Below are 16,565 nucleotides of genomic sequence, written 5' to 3' on the forward strand. Positions count from 1 at the left end.
GCCTGAATCCTGGATTGCTTTGACAATCTAATCCTTAGATTATTGAATCAATTGGGCGTGACCGGAGTCTAACCCACCAGGAGGCCATGATGGCGACCCTTCCCGTCCACCTGCGACCCGCGACGTCCGGTGATGTGCCGGCCCTGCTGGCCCTCATGGACTCCGTCCACGCCTGGCTCATCGCCCGGGACCTGCCGGAACAGTGGGGAACGGTGCCCTTCACCCGCATCCCGGGCTTCGCCGGCCGGGTGGCCGAATGGACCGGCCTCGGCGTCGTCACCCTGGCCGAACGCGACGGCCGTCAGGTCGGCATGCTCGCCGCGGCCCCGGTGACCCCGCCGCGCGTCCCGCCCGCCACCGTCCCCGGCGGCTCGATGTTCATCCACACCGTGATGACCGAGCGCGGCCCCGCCGGACGGGGCGTCGGCCAGGTCCTGATGGCGGAGGCCGAACGCCTGGCCAGATCGCACGGCGCCCCCGCCCTGGCCCTGGACCACTGGGCAGCGAGCCCGGTACTCGGCCGCCTCTACGAGGAGCACGGCTACACCAAGGTCGCCGAGTACGTCGGCGAAGACGACGTCCGCACCACCGTCCGCGTCCGTCACCTGAGGTAGCGCCCGCCCCGGCACCACGGACCGGACGGCCTGCGGAGGCGGCCTGGCGGGGACGGGCGCGCCGTTGGACGGCCCGCCCCCGTCGGCCTGACCGTGGAGACGGTCAGGAATCGTGGACCGGCAGGTCCACGGCGACCTCGTGGTGGGTGACGCGCTCGTCCCACCGGGTCAGGGCGCGGCGGGCCGCGTCCGCGAGTACGGCCTGCCCGGGGTCCTCGCCGGCGAAGGCGCGGATCTCGTCCATGCCGGTGAAGTACGCGATCGAGGTGAACAGCACCTCGTCCCCGTCGTCCTGCCGCAGCAGGCGGGCGCCGAGGAAGCCGTCGATCTTGCGCAGGTTCACGGCCACCTCCGACGCGTAGTGCCGCTGGTAGTCGTCGGCCGTCGCCGGCCCGGCCCATCCTCGCCACGTTCGCGCGATCATGCGTTGCACCTGGCCTTCCTTGTCAGAGCCTGATCACGCCACAGCGTAGGCTCTTCCGATGAAGATGCACGCCGACGAACTGGCAGTCCCCCTCGAAACGGTCCGCGCGCTGGTCGCCGGGCAGTTCCCCGAGTGGAAGGACCTGCCGGTCAGGCGGGTCGCCGGCCAGGGCACCGTCAACGCCATCTTCCGCATCGGCGAGGATCTCGCGGCCAGGTTCCCCCTCGAGGCCCGCGAGCCCGGCGCGGCACGGCGGTGGCTGGAGGCCGAGGCGGCCGCGGCCCGCGAACTGCTGGACGCCACCCGGTTCCGCACCCCGGAGCCGATCGCGCTCGGCGAGCCGGGGGAGGGCTACCCGCTGCCGTGGTCGGTGCAGACCTGGCTGCCGGGCGTCGTGGCCACCGAGGAGGACCCGGGGGAGTCGGAGGCGTTCGCGCGCGACCTGGCCGAGCTCATCGCCGGGCTGCGCGCCGTCGACACGCGCGGCCGCGGGTTCACCGGCGGCGGCAGGGGCGGCGACCTGACGACGCACGACGCGTGGGTGGAGAAATGCCTGCGCGAGAGCGAGCACCTGCTGGACGTGCCCCGGCTGCGCGCCACGTGGACCGCCCTGCGGACCCTGCCGCGCGAGGCCGCCGACGTCATGAACCACGGCGACCTGATCCCCGGCAACATCCTCGTCTCGGCCGGCCGGCTGGCCGGGGTCCTCGACGTGGGCGGCTTCGGACCGGCCGACCCGGCCCTCGACCTCGTGGGAGCCTGGCACCTGCTGGAGTCCGGGCCGCGCGCGGTGCTGCGCGAGCGGGTCGGCGGCGGCGACCTGGAGTGGGCGCGGGGCAGGGCGTGGGCCTTCGTCCAGGCGATCGGCCTGGTCTGGTACTACCTGGACAGCAACCCGGGGATGAGCGAGATGGGCCGCCGCACCCTGGGCCGCGTCCTCGCCGACGCCCCATGAGATCCATCCGGTACGGCGGAGCCGCCCATGGCCTGGGAAGCGGCCCCGCCGTACCGGCGATCAGCCGCCCATGGCCTGGGAAGCGGCTCCGCCGTACCGGCGATCAGCAGGGGATCTTGGAGGTGGTGGCGCCCGGCGCGAGCCGCGGGAGCCCGCCGGCCACGTCCACGGCGACCAGCGCGCTGGAGTTGACGGCGATCAGCCACATCTTGGGGTTGGCCCCGGTCTGCCGCTTCGCGTCCAGCACCTCGAGACGATCGCCGAGGTAGCGGTAGGTCTCCCGGTCGAAGATCATCTCCTGGCGGTAGCCGCCGTCCTCCCGCGCGACCCCGATGCCGGGGCGTCCGGCGGCGTCCACCGTCTCGGGGATCAGCTTGATGCCGGGCACCTCGGCGGCGATCTTGTAGAGCTCCGGGGTCACGCTCGGCCGGACCGCCGCGGTGCGGATCAGCCTGCTGATCGTGCTCCAGACGTCGGGGCCGCCGGCGGCGACCCTCGCGCGCAACTGGGCGGGGGTGACCGAGGCCATGCCGGCATAGGTCAGCGCGCCGCCGGGCGCCCGCTCGCAGTCGGTCTCGAAGAGACTGTCGTTCGGCCGGTTGCCGTAGGGGAAGCGGGCATGCGGCAGCCCGGGTGCGTCCGCGCGGCCGGTCTCGCGCTCGCGCATCAGCCACCGTTTGGGGCCCACGGCGGGTTCCCAGCGTTCCTCGACTCCGTGCACCACCTCGCCCCTGCCGTTCTGGATTTGGGTCTGCTGGTTCTGGAATCGTGTGTAGACGTACTGCTCGGGCCCGGGTTTGAGGTCGGGCTGCTCCCCGGCGGCCTCGGCGGCCCGCCGCAGCACCTCCTGGGCGCTGGCCGGAGCCGCGCCGGGAAGGAACACGACCAGGCCCGCCGTCACCGCCGCCGCCAGTACGCCGGCCAGCGCCAGCCGTGGCAACGCCCGCCGTGGCATCGCCCGCCCCCGCGAGAGCGAGCCACGGGGTCGCCGCGCCTCCTGAAGCAGGGACGCGCGCAGTGGCGCGAGGTCCTGCCGGTCCGGTTCTGGCTTGTCCGCCCAGAGCCGCTTGACGTGGGTCATCTCATCCATGGCCGGCCTCCAAAGCCTCTCGCACCTGGGTTCTCGCCCGATTGAGCCGCGAACGCACCGTTCCGACGGGGATGGACAGCGCGGCGGCCGTCTCCTCGTAGGTGAACTCCGCCCACGCCACCAGCAGCAGGACGTCGCGATCGCCCGCCTTCAGCCCGGCGATCGCCGAGACCAGCGGCCGGTTCACCGCGAGGGTGGTGACCCCGTCCTCCACCAGCCCGGCCGGCAGCGGCCTGGCGCCGTCGCGCAGGCTCGCCTGGTAATGCGAGACCTCGGTACGGCGCCGCCGCCGGATGACGTTCGTCGCGATGCCGTACAACCAGGGGCGGGCGGTGCCGTACTCGGCGTTGTAGCGCCGCCGGTGCTGGAAGGCGTTCAGAAAGGTCTCCGAGACGACGTCGTCGGCCGCCTCGTCACCGAGCCTGCGCGCGGCGAAGCGGTGAAGCGCGGGCGCGTACCGGTCGAAGATCTCGCCGAAGGCGTCCGGCTCCCGCAACGACCGGCTGATCAGGTTCGCGTCCGCGCTGTCCGCGGTCGCTGTCGATCCCTCCATGAAGCGCCTTTCCATGCGAATTCGGGAACACCCGTACTTGCCGGGGGAGGCCCGAATGGTTCACGGATGAGGTTTCAGCGCAGAAGGACGGCCACGGCGAGCACCACGTACCCGGCGGACAGGCCGGCGAAGGTGATGGTGTCCACCCAGCGCATGCCCCGGCTGCCGGCCAGGTCGGGGCGGACGGCGGCGGGGAAGAAGGACAGCGGGGCCAGCCAGGAGAAGAACGCGATGAGCGCCAGGGCCGGCGCGGGCGGGTCCGGGACGGCGGCGCCGAGCGCGATGAGGATCGTGCCCATCATGAGCAGTTCGATGTGGCCCTGCCGGACACGACGGGGGTCGCGCAGGCCGCGGCGCAGCCGTTCGGCACGCGGGGTGCGGGTGAGGTAGACCATGAACCAGCCCGTCAGGACCCCCACGGTCAGCTCGAGAACCCCCAGCTTCACCAGGAACGGCACGGCCCGTCTCCCATCGTCTCACCGAAGAAGTCCTGTACGGCGGGCAGCACCTCGTACCCGTCGTGGGCCGCCCCCGGCACGACGTCGAGCCGGGCGTCGATGCCCGCCCCGGCGAAGCTGCGGCGCAGGCTGTTCAGCCGGTCGACCCGGGTCGGCCCGGCGGCGTCGGCCCCGCGCACCCACAGCTCGTCCTGTTCGGTCACGGTGATCTCCCAGGTGTCGGTGTCCTCGGCGCCGATGACCATCTGCACGGCCACCTCGCGCATCGCCTCCAGGTCGGGCCCGGCGCCGAAACGCCGGGTGAAGTCCTTCGTGCCCGCCCACCACGGAAGCCGCGGGTCGAGCAGCGTGACCAGGCCGGGCGCGCCGATCGACACCGCGCGCAGCCGCCGGGGGTGCAGATAGTAGAAGCGGTGCGCGAACTGGCCGCCGCCGGAGAAGCCGTGCATCAGCATCCGGGATCCGTCCACGCGGTACTTGGCGGCCACCTCGTCCACCATCGACAGGAGCACCCGGTCGAACCTGATGCCGCCGTAGTCCAGGAACTTGTAGTCGTGCAGCTCGTCGCGGCGCCCGATGCCGGCGGGGAAGAGCGGCGCCAGCACGACGCAGCCGTGCGCCCGGCAGAACGCGGCGAACCGGTCGCGGTACTCGGCGGCGGTGCGGTCGGTGCCGTGGACGACGACCACGAGGTCGTAGCGCCGCTCGCCGGCCTCGTCGTAGTCCTCGGGCACGTACAGGCAGTAGGAGAAGCGCTGGTCGGCAGCGCAGGCGAAGAAGGGGGTGTGGCCGAGGTCGTAGTAGCTCAGCTCGATGCCGTGGCGGCGGGGCGGGGTCACAGCTGCGGCCGCCACGCCGCGTCCGCGTACCAGGGCAGGGCGGCGGTCACGGCCGCGCCGACCTCGAACACCGTGGCGTCGTCGTACGGCCGGCCGACCACCTGCACCCCCGTGGGCACCCCCAGTTCCGAGCGGCCGGAGGGCACGCTGAGCACCGGGCACCGGCTGGCGAGGTTGAACGGGACCGTGAGCGGCGCCTCCAGGTTGTGGTCCAGGACGACCCCGTCGACCACGAGGGGCGTGTCGAGATAGTCCTCCCCGGCCAGGAGCGCGGGCGTGCCGGAGGCCGGGCACAGGAGCGCGTCGAAGCGCCGGAAGATCGCGGCCAGGTCCTCGTGCACGCGTGCCTCGATCTTCAGCGCGGCGTAGAAGCCGGTCTCGGCGGCCGCCTTCAGGCTGCGCTCCATGAAGTCGCGGGCGTAGCGGGTGAGGCCGTCACCGTGGGTGGCCACTTCCTCGGCCACGATGGGACCGAAGATCGCCCCGTAGTGGGCCCACGCAGCCCGCATGATCTCGGCCCGCGTCCAGGGCAGCTCCACCTCCTCGACGACGGCGCCCGCCTCGGCAAGGGCGCGCGCGGCGTCCCAGGTGGCCGTGACCACCTCCGGTTCGACGGCGTAGTCGCCCAGCCGGACGCAGACGGCCACGCGCCGCTCCGCCAGCGATCCCGAGTAGGGCGGGATCGGCGGGGGCGCGGGCAGCGAGACGTGGTCGCGCGGGTCCTGCCCGGCGATCACGTTCTGCAGCAGCGCGCAGTCGGCGACGGTCCTGGCCATGGGCCCGTCGTGGCAGTAGTGGTCGAGGTTGTACGGCGGCAGCGCGGGCACCCGCCCATAGGGCGGCTTGTACCCGACGACCCCGTTGAAGGAGGCGGGGATGCGGATCGAGCCGCCGATGTCGGAACCGGTCGCGAGCACCGCCGTGCCCGCCGCGAGCGCGGCGCCGGAGCCGCCGGAGGATCCGCCGCTGGAGTGCTCCGGGCTCCACGGGTTGCGGGTGACGCCCCACAGGTCGCTGTGGGTGAACCCGGCCGCGCAGAACTCCGGCGTGGTGGTGCGCGCGTGCACGATGCCGCCGGCGGCGACGATGCGCTCGACGATCGGATGGGTGACCTCGGCGACGTTGCCGCGCAGCATCATGGAGCCGTCGCGCAGGGGGTGCCCGGCGATGGGCTGCTCCTCCTTCAGCGCCACGGGAAGTCCTTCCAGCGGCCTGGCGGTTCCGCGCAGGTAGCGGTCCGCGGCCTGCCTGGCCTGCTCCATGGCCCGCTCGAACCACCGCTCGGCGAAAGCGTTCACCCGCGGCTCCGCCCGCTCCGCCCGCGCGAGGACGGCCTCCAGCAGTTCGACGGGCGACAGCTCGCGGGCCGCGAACCTCGCCAGCGCGTCGGTGGCCGGCAGATAGGCCAGTTCGCTCACCGGTTCTCCTTCAGGTCGTAGACGGCATAGGCGCCCCGGTCGGGCGGCCCGGCGCAGACGTGCAGCCGCCGGGCGCGGATCTCGGCGATCGTGGAGATCACGGTCGCGATGTCGATGCCGGGCGCGTCGGCGGCGTGGTGGCACAGGGCGTCCGGCGCCCCCGAGCGGTCGGCGAGGACCGTTGCCAGCTCCCGGGGGCCGGCGTGCGGTCCGGCCTCGGCCAGCAGGGCGCGCAGCCGTTCCAGCCGGGCCGTGGAGTTGCGCAGCCACGACGGCGGCGCGTTCTCCTCGGCGGCGCGCTCGGTGAGGAAGTGATTGGTGTGCAGGAGCGTGCCGCCCGCCGGTTCGAGCCTGCCCACGCCCGACGGCGTGGTCTCGATGTCCAGCGCGCCGTCGTCGTCGGCGATGAGCAGGTTGCGGGGCCCGGTGCGCGGCACGGCGGTGACCGCCCGCGCGGCGCGGTGCCGGTCGGTCTGGCCGAGCGCCAGCCGGGTGAGCAGGTAGCGCGGCACGCCGGTGCCCCACTGGGCGGTGCGCAGGAAGTTGCCGAAGACGGCGACGCCGGCCTCGTTCATGCCGTGGTGGCCGAGCTGGCCGGCGGGGGTGACGGTGAGCAGCGCCGGTCCGCCGGTGGGCCGGCGGCGCAGCGCGACGAACAGGGGAGCGGTCTCCGGCGGCAGGTCGGCGTTCTGCGCGGCGATCGGCCCGCCGGGACGCGACGGGCCGACCAGCGCCAGCGAGCTGCATTCGGGCGCCGCGGTGTTCCAGCCGGTCAGCTCGGCACGCAGCTGCAGGATCCAGCCGTCGGCCGCGCTCAGGCCCGCGCCCTCGCCCACGCCGTCCACCTCGGCCGCCAGCTCCGGTGCGACGGCGGCGGTGACCTCACGCACGGCCAGCGCGTGCCCGCGGGCGGCGGCCGGGTCCAGGTCGCGGACGATCATCTCGTGGTGGCGCCGCACCAGATCCCGTACGGCCTCGCCGTACGCCTGGCCGGCGGCCCGGCCGTCACCGGGAACCTCGACCTCGATCAGCCGGACGGGAGTGCTCACCCGCCCACCTCCTTCCTGACGGGGCTGCGCCTGGCGTGCAACGAGGGCACGGCCGAGACCAGCTCACGGGTGTAGTCGTGGCGGGGGTCGGAGTAGATCTGCTCGGCCGGGCCGAGCTCGACCAGTTCCCCGCCGCACATCACGCCGATCCGGTCGGCGATGAGCCGCACGACGGCGAGGTCGTGGGAGATGAACACGCAGCCGAAGCCGGTGCTCGCGCGCAGCTCGGCCAGCAGGCCGAGGATCTGCGCCTGGGTGGAGACGTCGAGGGCGGAGACCGGCTCGTCGCAGATCAGCGCGCGCGGGCGGCAGGCGATCGCGCGGGCGATGGCCAGCCGTTGCCGCTGGCCGCCGGAGAACTCGCGCGGCAGCCGTTCGGCGTGCTCGGGGCGCAGCCCCACCTGGGCGAGCAGGCCGGCCACCCGCTCGCGGCGGGCCGCCGCGTCGAGGCCGGTGTGCAGGAGCAGCGGCTCGGCGATGCTCGCGCCGACCCGCATCATCGGGTTCAGCGAGCCGAGCGGGTCCTGGAAGACCATCTGCAGGTCCCGGCGCCTGGTCCGCAGCGCGCGCCCGCGCAGCCGGGCCAGGTCGGCGCCGCCGAGCAGGACCTGGCCGCGATCCGGCCGCAGCAGACCGGCCAGCATGCGGGCCGTGGTGGACTTGCCCGACCCGCTCTCGCCGACGATCGCGAGCGTCTCGCCCGCCGCCACCGCGAACGACACCTCCCGTACGGCGGGCTTGCCCCCGAACGCCTTGACCAGCCCCCGGGCCTCCAGCACGCGCTCCGGGGCGCTCACGGGCGCACCCCCGTCAGCGTGAGCTCCCGGCTGCGGGCGCAGCGCACCCGCCGGGACCCGGTGACCTGGACCCCGACGGGCGTGCCGTCGCAGACCTCCGGCCTGGTGTGCGCGCAGCGCGGGCTGAACGGGCAGCCGGACGGGAGCGCGCCCGGCGCCGGTACCACCCCGGGAATGGCCTCGGGCGGGCGGCCGCGCATGGCGTTCTCCGGCGCGGCCGCCAGCAACGCGGCGGTGTACGGGTGGCGCGGCGCGTCGAACACCTCGCCCACCTCGCCCTCCTCGACCAGGCAGCCCGCGTACATCACCGCGAGCCGGTGACAGGTGCCCGCCACCACGCCGAGGTCGTGGGTGACCAGCAGCAGGGCCATGCCCAGCTCTTCCTGCATGCGGACCAGCAGGTCGAGGATGCGCGCCTGCACGGTCACGTCCAGGGCGGTGGTCGGCTCGTCGGCGATCAGGACGGCCGGCTCGCAGGCCACCGCCATGGCGATCATCACGCGCTGCCGCATGCCGCCGCTGAAGGTGTGCGGGTACTCCGCGGCGCGCCGGCCGGGCTCCTTGATGCCCACCGCGCCCAGCAGTTCGACCGCCCGCCGCGCCGCCGGTTTCCGCGCCAGGCCGAGATGGCGTCTGAGCACCTCGGCGACCTGCTCGCCCACCGGGATCGCGGGGTTGAGGCTGGCCATCGGGTCCTGGAAGACCATGGCGATCCGGCGGCCGCGGATGCCGGCCAGCGTCCTGGGATCGGCGGCGAGGAGGTCGGTCCCGTCCAGGCGTACCGAGCCGGCGGTGACGGTGACGCCGCGCGGCAGCAGGCCGAGCAGCGCGAGCGCGGTCATCGACTTGCCGGACCCCGACTCGCCGACGAGCCCGGCCGCCTCGCCCGCCTCCAGCCGGAAGGACACCTCGCGCACCAGCGGGACGCTCCCGCCGCCCGGGCGCGCGGCGATGGACAGGCCCTCGACCTCCAGCAGCGTGCTCATACGTGCTCCCGATCCCGGCGGGCCAGCGCGTCGCGCAGGCCGTCGCCGACTGTGTTGAACGCCAGCACCGCCACGAGGATGACCACGCCGGGCAGGATGACCAGCAGCGGCGCCTGTTCCAGGTGGCGTACCGCCCGCTTGAGCATCGAGCCCCAGCTGGCCAGCGGCGGCTGCACGCCGAGACCGAGGAAGCTCAGGCTGGCCTCGGCGAGGATGGCGTAGCCGAAGGTGAGGAAGACCTTGACGATGAGCGGCGTGCTCACGTTGGGCAGGACGTGCCGCAGGATGATCCGCGGCGTCGAGCATCCGCCGACGATGGCCGCCTGGACGTAGGTCTGGCCGCGTACGGCCAGCGCCGAGCCCCTGACCACCCGGTAGAAGCCCGGCGCGTAGACCACGCCGACGGCCAGCATCGCGTTGGTGAGGCTGGGCCCGAGCGCGGTGGCGATGGCGATGGCGAGCACCAGGCCGGGGATCGACAGCACCGCGTCGGCCACGCGGGAGACGACCAGGTCGAAGCCGCCTCCCAGGTAGCCGGCGAGCAGCCCCAGGGGCACCCCGCACACCGCGGCCACGGTGACGGCCAGCAGGGAGGCGCCCAGCGAGACGCGGGTGCCGTACATGAGCCTGCTGAGCACGTCGCGGCCGGACTCGTCGGTGCCGAGCCAGTGCGCCGCGCCCGGCCCCTCCAGCCGGCGCAGAAGGTCCTGGTCGACCGGATCGTAGGGGGCGATGACGGGCGCGGCCACGGCGACCAGCACGAACACCGCCAGCACGGCGACGGCGAGCATGACGTCCGCGCGCCCGGACAGGCGCCGCCACACGGTCATGCCGCCTCCCCGGGGGTGAGCCACCGGTAGGCGAGGTCGACCGCGAGGTTGGCGGCGACCACGACCAGCGTGCTCGCGATCACGATGCCCTGCAGCACGGGCAGGTCCTGGCGGGTCACGGTGGACTCGGCGAGCGTTCCGAGGCCCGGCAGCCCGAACACCGTCTCCACCACGACCGCGCCGCCGAGCAGCTGGCCCGTCTCCAGCCCGATCACCGTCACGTACGGCACGGCCGCGTTGCGTAGCGCGTGCTTGCGCAGCACGGTGACCGCGAGCAGCCCCTTGGCCCGCGCCGTGCGCACGTAGTCGGTCTCCAGCACGTCGGCCAGCGCCGCCCGGAGCTGGCGGGTCGGCTCGACCGCGGCGGCCAGCCCCAGCGTCAGCGCGGGCAGCGCCAGATGCGCGGTGAAGGCGCCGAACCCGTCGCCGATCGGCCGGTAGCCCGTGGCGGGGAAGAGCGGATAGGTGATCGCGAGGGCGAGGATCAGCAGCAGCCCCAGCCAGAACGACGGCGTCGCCACGGCCAGCGCGGTGCCGGAGGAGATGACGCGGTCGAGCCGGCCGCCGGGCCGCAGCGCCGCCAGCGTGCCCAGCGGGATGGAGATCAGCACGGCGACGGCCATGGCGGCGAGGGCCAGCGACAGCGTCACCGGCAGCCGCTCGGCGAGGATCTCGGTGACGGGCTGCGAGTTGTACAGCGAGGTGCCGAGGTCGCCGGAGAGCGCCGCCGCGGCCCAGCTCACGTACCGCACCGCCACCGGCTGGTCGAGCCCCAGCCCGGCGCGGACGGCGGCGATCTCCTCGCGCGTGGCGTGCTCACCGGCGATGTGGATGGCCGGATCGCCGGGCACCAGCAGCGACAGGCCGAAGGTGATGATCGAGACCACGAACAGCACCACCGCCGCGCCGGCGAGCCGCTTGAGCAGGAAGACGGGCATGACGGCTCAGCCCATGCCGACGACGCGGATGTCGTCGTATCCGGTCAGCAGCCGCTCGAAGTCGCGCACCTTGTCGTTGGTGGCGAAGTACAGCTTGCGATTGCAGATGGGGACGTTGTAGGCGTGCTCGGACGCGAGCTTGACGATCTCCCGGTAGCCGCTCTCCCGTTCGGCGGGCTCGGTCGCGGCGCGCGCCCGCTCGGCGAGCTCCTCGATGCGCGCGACGCTCAGGTCGCCCGGGTTGTTGAGCCCGCCCTTCAGGTAGTCCTGCTGGGTGATGAGGCCGGGGTCGGGTGCCGCGGCGCCGATCTGGCTGAGCAGGGCGTCGGCCTCGCCGCGGTTCTGGTAGAGGTCGATGGACTGGTCGGCGCTCATCGGCCGCAGCTTCATGTCGACGCCGACCTGCTTGAACTGATCCTGTACGGCCTCGCCCACCTGCACGTACGCGGTGTTGTTCCACACCAGCGCGGTGAAGGAGAAGCCGCCGGCCAGGCCCGCCTCGGCCAGCAGCTTCCTGGCCTTGTCCGGGTCGTAGGGGTAGGCGCCGTCGAGGGTGGCCTCGTGCGCCCAGTGGCCGGCGGGGGCGGGCTGCACGGTGGGCAGGCAGGAGTTCAGCAGGAGCTTCTCGGCGATGGTGCGGCGGTCGACGGCGTGGTTGAGCGCCTGCCGTACGCGGGGGTCGCCGAACTTGGAGCGGGCGGCGTTGATGTTGATCTGGTAGACCAGCCCGGTCAGGAACTCGTTCACCTTCAGCCCGGACTCGCGGGCGGTGTCCACCTGCTCGGGGCGGATGAGGGTGGCGTCGTACTGGCCGGAGCGCACGCCGTTCAGCCGGGTGTCGTCCTCGTTGACGAACGACATCTCCAGGCCCTTCATGCGCTGGGCGGCGGGGTCGTAGTAGCCGGTGAACGGCTGGTAGACCACGCGGTCGTCACGCCGGTAGGCGGTGACGCGGTACGGGCCCGAGCCCACCGGGGCCCGGTCCAGGTCCGGCTTGTCGAAGGCGGCGGGGCTGATGAGCGCGCCGCCGCGATGGGCGAGGGCGTTCAGCAGGGCGCTCTCGGCGCCGGTGGAGGAGACGACCACCTTGCCGTCGGCGACCTCGACCTCGGTGATCATCTTGAGCAGCGCCCTGGCCGTGGAGCCCTGGGCGTTCCTGGCGCGCTCCAGGTTCGCCCGCACGGCCTCGGCGTCCAGGGCGCTCCCGTCGTGGAAGCGGGCGCCGGAGCGGAGCGTGAAGGTCGTCTTCTTGCCCTTGCGGCTCCAGGACTCGGCCACCATGGGGCCGATCCGGCCGTCGGGGCCGACCGTGACCAGGCGGTCGTAGATCGGGAAGAGGTAGAGCTCGTCCCAGGCGGTGGAGGCCTTGTGCGGGTCGAGGGTGGAGGGGAAGGCGGTGTAGGCGAAGCGCAGGACCCCGCCGCCGCCCGCGGTGGAGCGGGCGGGTTCCCCGCCGCCGCGCGCACATCCCGCGCCGAGGGCGCAGGCGGTGAGCACGGCCAGGGAGGCCGCTGCGACGCGGCCGGTCAGACGTGACATCTGAGCCTCCTTACGGATGCAACTCCTCCCAGCACGCACGGCTGAGATTGGCAATGTGGCCCCGTGCCCCCGCGACTCCCGGCAGCCCGCCGGGCAGGACCGCGGGAACCTCGTCGGTGTAGACCGCCAGGACGTAGCGGGGCTCCCCGCCCGCGAAGAAGACACCGGCGTCGCTCACGTCCCGCCAGCCGGCGCCGCTCTTGTGCGCGACCGGCGTGCCGTACGGCAGCAGCGCCGGCAGCGCGTCCCTGAACTGCTGGCGGCGCAGCACGTCGAGCGCGAACGCGCACAGGCCGGGCGGGCACCCGAGGCGCCCGGCCGCCGCCTCCTGCCCGGCGGCGCCGCGCGCGATGAGCTCCAGCAGGCGTGCCTGGTCGTCCGGCGTCGTCGCGTTCGTCGCCTCCACCGGATGGTCGGGCGCGAGCGGGGGGATCAGCGCGTGCCGGTGGCGGGTGGCGGTGAGCCCGGCCGTCTCGCACCATTCGTTGACCGCGTCGAGCCCGATCCGGTCCAGGACGTGCGCGGTGGACAGGTTGTCGCTGAGGATGATCATGAGGGTGACCGTGTCGCGCAGCGACAGGGACAGCCCGGCGTCCAGGTGTTGCAGGAGGCCGGTGAACACGCGGTCGCGGTAGCGCCCGTCGATGGTGACGCGCTCCTCCAGGTCCAGCTCGCCCCGGTGGACCGCGCGCAGGACCGTCATCATGACCGCGACCTTGCGGGTGCTGGCCGCGGGGAACAGCCGGGACCCGTGCCGTGAGGCGGACCCCGCGCCCTGGTCGAGGCCGATGAGCGACCAGCCCGTGACGAAGTCCTGGGCCTCGCACAGCTCGTCGAGGCGCCGGGCCGCTCGTTCCAGCCGAGCCTTACTCGAATGCATGACGGGGACTCTAGGCCAAATCGATTTGGCATCACAAGGGCCGGTGACAAATCGATTTGGCATCAGGGCTTAAGGTGGCCCCATGAAGACCTCAAGGGCGCGCCCGAGGATCCGTGACGTCGCCGAGGCGGCCGGTGTGTCGGAGACGACGGTTTCCCACGTGCTCAACAACAAGGGAAGGGTCGACGCCGCGACGCGGGCCAAGGTGGCGGAGGTGGCCGAGCGGCTCGGCTACCGGCCCAACAGCAACGCCAAGAGCCTGCGCTCCGGGCGCACCGACACGATCGCCCTGCTGCTGCCGGTCGGCGTGGACACCACCAACAACCACCACATCCTCGCCGTGGACTTCTACCTCTCCCTCACCATGAACTGCGTGGAGGCCGCCTTCGACCGCGACCAGGCCCTGCTGCAACTGCCTCCGCTGCGCAAGCTCGGCGACCTGCGCAGGTTCAGCATCGACGGCGGGATCGTCGTGGACCCCGTGCCGCAGGATCCTCGGGTCGCCATGTTCCACCAGCTCAACGTGCCGGTGGTGACCATCGGCAGGGACATCGCCCGCCCGGAGGACCCGTGGTGGGTGGCGGCCGACAGCGTGGCCAGCACCACGGCGGTGCTCGACCACCTCGCGGCCGCCGGGGCCGAGCGCATCGCGATGCTCTCCGTCGACATCGAGTGGTCGTGGTTCACCGACGCGGAACGCGCCTACGCCGGGTGGTCACGGGCGCGCGGCCGCGACCCGCTGCTCGTGCTCGCCAAGCCCGACAAGCTCCCCGCCAGCGCGGCCGAGGCCGCGAACGCGCTGCTCGACCTGCGGCCCGACGCGGTCTACGCGCCGCCGCAATGGCTGGCGACCGGGCTGCTGCGCGCGGCGCGCGAACGCGGCGTACGCGTGCCCGGCGACCTGCTCGTCTCGGTCGGCGTCGACAGCCACCTCGCCCGCACCAGCGAGCCGCCGCTCACCGCCGTCGACCTCGACCCCGCCCGTACCGCCAGGGAGGCCGTCGACCTGCTCGTCCGCCGCATCGAGGACGGCGAGCCCGCCGGACCCCGCCTCATCCCGGCCGGCCTGCACCCCCGCGCCTCCACCCTCGGGCGGGAGGAGCCGGAACCGTCGTCTCGTGAGGGGTAAAACCCCTGCTACCTTATTTGCCCACATCTGTACTTTTGTCGTGAAAGCCGAGGCGGCGTGGGCAAGTCGAGCGTTCTGTCAGTGATCGGCTGGACGCTGCTGTCCGTCCTCGTGCCCGGTGCCGCGCACCTGCGCGCCGGCAGACGGCGCACGGGAATCGTGATCCTCGCGCTTTACGTCCTGCTACTGGCGACGCTGGCCACGGTCGTCCTGGTCAACGGAAAGCAGCTCGCGGGGCTGGTGGCGGACCCGTCGACGCTGACCGGCCTGATCGCCGGCTGCGTGGTCCTGGGACTGGCCTGGTCGGCCGTGGTGGTCGCCTCGTACGTGGCGATGCGGCCGGGGAGCCTGCCGCGCAGGGCGCAGGCGGCCACCGGGGCGGTCGCCGGGGTGCTGGCCGTGGCGGTGGCGGTGCCGTTCACCTTCGTGGCGGCGACCGCGCGCACCTCCAACGACGCGATCGGCGAGGTGTTCAAGGAGACCGCCACCAAGCCGATCGACCCCAAGGACCCCTTCGACGGGCGCCGGCGCCTCAACATCGCCCTGCTCGGCGGCGACGGCGCCGCCTCCCGGCAGGGCGTGGGCATCAGGACCGACAGCATCAACGTCGTCAGCATCGACGTGAAGACCGGCAACTCGGTCCTGTTCGCGCTGCCCAGGGAGATGGAGAACGCCCCGTTCCCGCCGGGAAGCGCCATGGCCAAGCGGTTCCCGCCGCCCAAGAACTTCTGGCTGCCGCCCGGCCAGGGCCGCGGCAGCGCCGACCTGCTCAACGGCGTGTGGGCGTACGCCGACACCCACCCCGAGGTCGCCGGCCACGCCCGCACCCGCGCCGGAGACGCGCTCAAGGGCGCGCTCGGCCAGATCCTCGGCATCAAGGTCGACTACTACATGATGGTCAACATGTGGGGCGTGGCCCGGCTGATCGACGCGCTGGGCGGCGTCACCATCAACGTCGAGCGCGACATCTGCTACGGCGTCGGCCGCAGCGACGGCGGCGTGGTCAAGGCCGGCACCCACAAGCTCAACGGCGAGCAGGCCCTCTGGTACGGCAGAGCCCGCGACCACCCCGGCAGCAGCTGCGCGGGAGGCGACAACAGCACCCGGATGAAGCGCCAGCAGTGCGTCATGAACGCGATGCTCAGCCAGCTCCAGCCCGCGAACGTGCTGCTGAAGTTCAACGCGCTGGCCCGCGCCGCCAAGAGCACGTTCGTCACCGACATCCCCCGCGACCTGCTGGGCGAGCTCGTCCCGCTGGCCGACCGGGTCAAGTCGGGGCGGGTCTCGACGATGAACTTCGTGCCTCCCGCCTACAACCCCGCCTACCCGGACTTCCCGCGCATCCGCCGGGCCGTACGGACCGCCACCACCGGCGGGATCACGAAACGGCCCACACCGTCGGCCACCACCGGCGGGACCACGGCCCGGCCCGCACCGTCGCCGTCGGCCGGTGTCACCAAGAGGCCCAAGCCGACCGGCGGGGTGTCCAAGCTGGGCTCCACCTGCGCGGCCTGACCTTCGGGAGGGGGTCATTTTGTCGCCGCGCCCGGCTACTCTCCGGGTGTGGATGCTGTCGAACCGCTCCAGATGCCGCCAATGGTTCTGTACCAGGGCAAGACACCCGCGTTCCTGCTCGCCTGGCGACGCGGCACCGGCCACTGGGAGGCCCGCCTGGCCGTCCCGCAGTCGCAGGTCGACGTGCGCGGCGAGCCGGTGCACGGGCTCAACTACCGCTGGGCGCCGGCCGGGGAGCTGAACAACCTGCCCAGCGTCGACTACTCGGCCGTGCCGCGCCCCGGCCCCGGCGAGGCGGAGCCGCGGCCGTTGCGGATGCCGCCGATGGTCCTGGTCAAGGGCGGCGACCCGGCCTTCCTGCTGGCCTGGCGGCGCGGGACGGACCGCTGGGAGGGCTTCCTCGCGGTGCCGCCGGGCGCCGGAGCCCAGGGTGAGGGCGTCGTCCACGTCCGCGTGGGCGCCGGGGCCATCACCAAGCTGCCGGAGGTCGACTACAGCCAGGTGCCCGCGCCACCCCGCGAGCCCTGAGCGGTGTTTGCCCAACGTTCTCC

At 73.3% G+C, this 16,565-nt stretch carries 18 protein-coding genes; 5 read left to right on the plus strand and 13 right to left on the minus strand.

Annotation, left to right across the window (positions count from 1 at the left end):
• Positions 1-89 precede the first annotated feature (89 nt).
• Positions 90-614 (plus strand): GNAT family N-acetyltransferase, encoded by a 525-nt coding sequence (locus tag ACIBKY_RS24460; RefSeq protein ID WP_397099682.1) that lies wholly within the window; start codon positions 90-92, stop codon positions 612-614.
• A gap of 103 nt (positions 615-717) precedes the next feature.
• On the opposite strand, the gene ACIBKY_RS24465 is transcribed toward ACIBKY_RS24460, so the two are convergent.
• The gene (locus ACIBKY_RS24465) at positions 718-1,038 is read right to left on the minus strand and encodes an antibiotic biosynthesis monooxygenase family protein (protein WP_397099684.1); all 321 of its coding nucleotides are present in this window, start codon (positions 1,036-1,038) and stop codon (positions 718-720) included.
• A gap of 58 nt (positions 1,039-1,096) precedes the next feature.
• On the opposite strand from ACIBKY_RS24465, the gene ACIBKY_RS24470 reads away from it, so the two are divergent.
• Positions 1,097-1,993: a phosphotransferase gene (locus ACIBKY_RS24470; RefSeq protein WP_397099686.1), complete on the plus strand. Its 897-nt coding sequence runs from the start codon at positions 1,097-1,099 to the stop codon at positions 1,991-1,993.
• Between the two features lie 103 nt (positions 1,994-2,096).
• Here the strand turns inward: ACIBKY_RS24470 and ACIBKY_RS24475 are convergent, their stop codons facing one another.
• The 12 genes from ACIBKY_RS24475 to ACIBKY_RS24530 all read right to left on the minus strand — a co-directional run bounded on the left by ACIBKY_RS24475 (position 2,097) and on the right by ACIBKY_RS24530 (position 13,370).
• Entirely contained in the window at positions 2,097-3,083 is a 987-nt protein-coding gene (locus tag ACIBKY_RS24475) for a CU044_5270 family protein (RefSeq protein WP_397099688.1), read from the minus strand.
• A complete protein-coding gene (locus tag ACIBKY_RS24480; RefSeq protein ID WP_397099690.1) occupies positions 3,076-3,636 on the minus strand; it encodes an RNA polymerase sigma factor in 561 nt (186 codons plus the stop codon). The genes ACIBKY_RS24475 and ACIBKY_RS24480 overlap by 8 nt, the downstream gene beginning before the upstream one ends.
• A 74-nt stretch (positions 3,637-3,710) precedes the next feature.
• Complete coding sequence (locus ACIBKY_RS24485) at positions 3,711-4,094, minus strand: hypothetical protein (protein WP_397099692.1); 384 nt, start codon at positions 4,092-4,094, stop codon at positions 3,711-3,713.
• Complete coding sequence (locus ACIBKY_RS24490) at positions 4,079-4,948, minus strand: hypothetical protein (protein ID WP_397099694.1); 870 nt, start codon at positions 4,946-4,948, stop codon at positions 4,079-4,081. The genes ACIBKY_RS24485 and ACIBKY_RS24490 overlap by 16 nt, the downstream gene beginning before the upstream one ends.
• Positions 4,930-6,351, minus strand: a complete 1,422-nt coding sequence (locus ACIBKY_RS24495) for an amidase (protein ID WP_397099696.1) — start codon at positions 6,349-6,351, stop codon at positions 4,930-4,932. The genes ACIBKY_RS24490 and ACIBKY_RS24495 overlap by 19 nt, the downstream gene beginning before the upstream one ends.
• The gene (locus ACIBKY_RS24500; RefSeq protein WP_397099698.1) at positions 6,348-7,400 is read right to left on the minus strand and encodes a C45 family autoproteolytic acyltransferase/hydolase; all 1,053 of its coding nucleotides are present in this window, start codon (positions 7,398-7,400) and stop codon (positions 6,348-6,350) included. Before ACIBKY_RS24500 ends, ACIBKY_RS24495 begins: the two co-directional genes overlap by 4 nt.
• Positions 7,397-8,197 carry an ATP-binding cassette domain-containing protein gene (locus tag ACIBKY_RS24505; RefSeq protein WP_397099700.1) on the minus strand — a complete coding sequence of 267 codons (801 nt, stop codon included), beginning with the start codon at positions 8,195-8,197 and terminating at the stop codon, positions 7,397-7,399. The genes ACIBKY_RS24500 and ACIBKY_RS24505 overlap by 4 nt, the downstream gene beginning before the upstream one ends.
• Positions 8,194-9,183, minus strand: coding sequence for an ABC transporter ATP-binding protein (locus tag ACIBKY_RS24510; RefSeq protein ID WP_397099702.1), 990 nt, complete (start codon positions 9,181-9,183; stop codon positions 8,194-8,196). Before ACIBKY_RS24510 ends, ACIBKY_RS24505 begins: the two co-directional genes overlap by 4 nt.
• The gene (locus ACIBKY_RS24515; protein ID WP_397099704.1) at positions 9,180-10,013 is read right to left on the minus strand and encodes an ABC transporter permease; all 834 of its coding nucleotides are present in this window, start codon (positions 10,011-10,013) and stop codon (positions 9,180-9,182) included. Before ACIBKY_RS24515 ends, ACIBKY_RS24510 begins: the two co-directional genes overlap by 4 nt.
• A complete protein-coding gene (locus ACIBKY_RS24520) occupies positions 10,010-10,951 on the minus strand; it encodes an ABC transporter permease (protein WP_397099706.1) in 942 nt (313 codons plus the stop codon). Before ACIBKY_RS24520 ends, ACIBKY_RS24515 begins: the two co-directional genes overlap by 4 nt.
• A gap of 6 nt (positions 10,952-10,957) precedes the next feature.
• Positions 10,958-12,490 (minus strand): ABC transporter substrate-binding protein, encoded by a 1,533-nt coding sequence (locus ACIBKY_RS24525; protein ID WP_397099708.1) that lies wholly within the window; start codon positions 12,488-12,490, stop codon positions 10,958-10,960.
• A 10-nt stretch (positions 12,491-12,500) separates the two neighbouring features.
• Positions 12,501-13,370 carry a serine hydrolase gene (locus ACIBKY_RS24530; RefSeq protein ID WP_397099710.1) on the minus strand — a complete coding sequence of 290 codons (870 nt, stop codon included), beginning with the start codon at positions 13,368-13,370 and terminating at the stop codon, positions 12,501-12,503.
• Positions 13,371-13,452: 82 nt separating this feature from the next.
• Here ACIBKY_RS24530 and ACIBKY_RS24535 point away from each other — a divergent pair, with 82 nt between their 5' ends.
• From ACIBKY_RS24535 to ACIBKY_RS24545, 3 genes are all read left to right on the plus strand, one after another.
• Positions 13,453-14,499 (plus strand): LacI family DNA-binding transcriptional regulator, encoded by a 1,047-nt coding sequence (locus ACIBKY_RS24535; protein WP_397099712.1) that lies wholly within the window; start codon positions 13,453-13,455, stop codon positions 14,497-14,499.
• 81 nt (positions 14,500-14,580) lie between these two features.
• Positions 14,581-16,014, plus strand: coding sequence for an LCP family protein (locus tag ACIBKY_RS24540; protein WP_397099714.1), 1,434 nt, complete (start codon positions 14,581-14,583; stop codon positions 16,012-16,014).
• 48 nt (positions 16,015-16,062) lie between these two features.
• A complete protein-coding gene (locus tag ACIBKY_RS24545) occupies positions 16,063-16,542 on the plus strand; it encodes a hypothetical protein (RefSeq protein ID WP_397099716.1) in 480 nt (159 codons plus the stop codon).
• Positions 16,543-16,565: the final 23 nt, after the last annotated feature.

This window comes from Nonomuraea sp. NPDC050394 (genome assembly GCF_044459065.1).
Classification (GTDB): Bacteria; Actinomycetota; Actinomycetes; order Streptosporangiales; family Streptosporangiaceae; genus Nonomuraea.

What these genes read in the sequence shown, in the direction of transcription:
- ACIBKY_RS24460 (WP_397099682.1), top strand. Translation starts at nt 90, where the DNA reads ATGGCGACCCTTCCCGTCCACCTGCGACCCGCGACGTCCGGTGATGTG.
- ACIBKY_RS24465 (WP_397099684.1), bottom strand. Translation starts at nt 1,038, where the DNA reads ATGATCGCGCGAACGTGGCGAGGATGGGCCGGGCCGGCGACGGCCGAC.
- ACIBKY_RS24470 (WP_397099686.1), top strand. Translation starts at nt 1,097, where the DNA reads ATGAAGATGCACGCCGACGAACTGGCAGTCCCCCTCGAAACGGTCCGC.
- ACIBKY_RS24475 (WP_397099688.1), bottom strand. Translation starts at nt 3,083, where the DNA reads ATGGATGAGATGACCCACGTCAAGCGGCTCTGGGCGGACAAGCCAGAA.
- ACIBKY_RS24480 (WP_397099690.1), bottom strand. Translation starts at nt 3,636, where the DNA reads ATGGAGGGATCGACAGCGACCGCGGACAGCGCGGACGCGAACCTGATC.
- ACIBKY_RS24510 (WP_397099702.1), bottom strand. Translation starts at nt 9,183, where the DNA reads ATGAGCACGCTGCTGGAGGTCGAGGGCCTGTCCATCGCCGCGCGCCCG.
- ACIBKY_RS24515 (WP_397099704.1), bottom strand. Translation starts at nt 10,013, where the DNA reads ATGACCGTGTGGCGGCGCCTGTCCGGGCGCGCGGACGTCATGCTCGCC.
- ACIBKY_RS24520 (WP_397099706.1), bottom strand. Translation starts at nt 10,951, where the DNA reads ATGCCCGTCTTCCTGCTCAAGCGGCTCGCCGGCGCGGCGGTGGTGCTG.
- ACIBKY_RS24525 (WP_397099708.1), bottom strand. Translation starts at nt 12,490, where the DNA reads ATGTCACGTCTGACCGGCCGCGTCGCAGCGGCCTCCCTGGCCGTGCTC.
- ACIBKY_RS24530 (WP_397099710.1), bottom strand. Translation starts at nt 13,370, where the DNA reads ATGCATTCGAGTAAGGCTCGGCTGGAACGAGCGGCCCGGCGCCTCGAC.
- ACIBKY_RS24535 (WP_397099712.1), top strand. Translation starts at nt 13,453, where the DNA reads ATGAAGACCTCAAGGGCGCGCCCGAGGATCCGTGACGTCGCCGAGGCG.